Annotated in this window: 3 protein-coding genes and 1 pseudogene; 1 reads left to right on the top strand and 3 read right to left on the bottom strand. The window is 44.9% G+C overall.

What is annotated here, in order from left to right; all coding sequences use genetic code 11:
- A partial coding sequence (locus tag AC1DUO_RS24650) for an LbetaH domain-containing protein (protein ID WP_477989245.1) occupies nucleotides 1-255 on the top strand: 255 nt, incomplete at its 5' end.
- Between the two features lie 164 nt (nucleotides 256-419).
- Here the strand turns inward: AC1DUO_RS24650 and AC1DUO_RS24645 are convergent.
- From AC1DUO_RS24645 to AC1DUO_RS24635, 3 genes and pseudogenes are all read right to left on the bottom strand, one after another.
- Nucleotides 420-637 (bottom strand): annotated as a pseudogene (locus AC1DUO_RS24645) (DUF7661 family protein).
- On the bottom strand, nucleotides 637-1,167 hold the full coding sequence (locus AC1DUO_RS24640; protein WP_477989243.1) for a GNAT family N-acetyltransferase: 531 nt from the start codon (nucleotides 1,165-1,167) through the stop codon (nucleotides 637-639). Before AC1DUO_RS24640 ends, AC1DUO_RS24645 begins: the two are co-directional and overlap by 1 nt.
- Nucleotides 1,168-1,366: 199 nt before the next feature.
- On the bottom strand, nucleotides 1,367-1,750 hold a 384-nt coding region (locus AC1DUO_RS24635), incomplete at its 5' end, for a LysR substrate-binding domain-containing protein (RefSeq protein WP_421589766.1).

Here is a 1,750-nt window from a genome sequence, read left to right as displayed (position 1 = left end):
GGTGATGACTGCTTTATAGGACATGGCGTAACCTTTGCTAATGACCTTTTCAAAAGTGGCGGCCCTGATTCATCTGCTGAGAACTGGATTCATATTAGTTTAGGTAATGCCGTCACAGTTGGGAGCGGAGCAACAATTCTCACAACAGAAATTTGCAGTGGTGCAGTTATTGGTGCTGGTAGCGTGGTCATAAAGCCTATAAAAGCTAAAGGGATTTATGCGGGTAATCCTGCGAAGCTTTTAAGATTACTTTAGTTATTTTATCTCACTGTGCTTGGCGGGTTTCATACTGTTCCGAACACGTCTGTTCCTCGCTCATAGCAGTCTGTCCGCACCTTCGGGCAGCTTTGTTACATGAGCGGAAGTTGAAGGACTTATGGTAAAACGGTTGTATTAGGGAGGGTGAGCCTGACAGATTGCTATTCAACACGTATCACATCAGGATGACGCTCTGTTGCTGCTTCATGGAAAATATCGCCCAGACAGCCAATGATCTCGTCTTCTGCCATACTGTCCGGAATAGTAATATTGTAAAGTCGGGAAAGTTTTCGCTCTGTCAGGTCTGCGCGAAATATCAGCAGCGATCATCTTCGCGCTTGATCCCAATGTGTCGTCCCAATACGTTGTAAATCAACATTATTGTTTGTGCCATTCGGCATRGGTCAGTGTAAACAGCATGCTGGCTGGAGCATTTTCCACATCATGAATGTCACGTACATACCTTAGTCCGGCATTCGTTAGGACTTTCTGTGACGCCAGGTGATTTGCTCTTACTGTGGCAGATATATCAGGCAGTTTGAGTTCATTAAACCCATAGCTGACCGCATAGTTAGCAAACTCTGTCGCCAGGCCTTTTCCCCATGACTCAGTGGAGAAACGATATCCCAAGTTATTGATAGAAATATCGGCATAACTGCGGATGTTTAGCCCGCCAAAACCGATAATCCTTTCAGGATTATCTTTTAACGAGATAGCCCAGTTTCCGAAACCGTAATCTTCCCAGTGTTTAAGCCATCGAGCCAAGACATCACGAGCATAATCAATATCAGGATACGGTCCTRCAGGATTAAACGTATTTGTGGCAGGGTCGCCATAAATTCTGAAAAGGTCATCTCCGTCTGAGTTGATTACAGGGCGAAGATGCAGTCGAGAGGTAGTTATCGGCAAAATGTCTCCTGAGTTTTTGATTCATTCAATGAGTTATCTTGCTGTTTTTATAACCAAAATCCTTCAGATTCACAACAGGGATGTTATGTTTAAAATGATGAAAATATTTAGTAGTCCTCAGTAAACATCTGCTGTTCGCTCACAGCGGACAGATTCATCATTCTGGTGACCTGAATATACGCAAGCTGGTTAAAAGAATTTAAAAATGCCCAATCAGATGATCCAGGAATGCCCGAACAGCAGGATTCGAGCGCCGACTTTCATGCCATAGTGCAGAAATATTATGCCGCTCTACGGTAAAATCCGTCAGCAGGGGAACTAATTTTTCATTCTTTACCCACGAATCAGCCATAAAGCTCGTCGCCATTCCTATCCCAGTACCGGCAACAATTGACGCCAGCACGACATCGCTTGCATCAACAACGACATTTGATGATGGCAAAATTTCAATCTCTCGGCCCCCAACCTGGAATGGCCAGCGAAAAAGCTGCCCGGTGTTCTGGTAACGAAGATTGACCGTTTTATGCCCCATAAGGTCATTCGGGTGTTTTGGGGGGGCGCATTGTGCCAGATATTCCGGAGA

The sequence above is a fragment of the Rahnella sp. P4_A8 genome, assembly GCF_056402435.1.
This window is presented reverse-complemented; position numbering and strand designations above follow the sequence as displayed.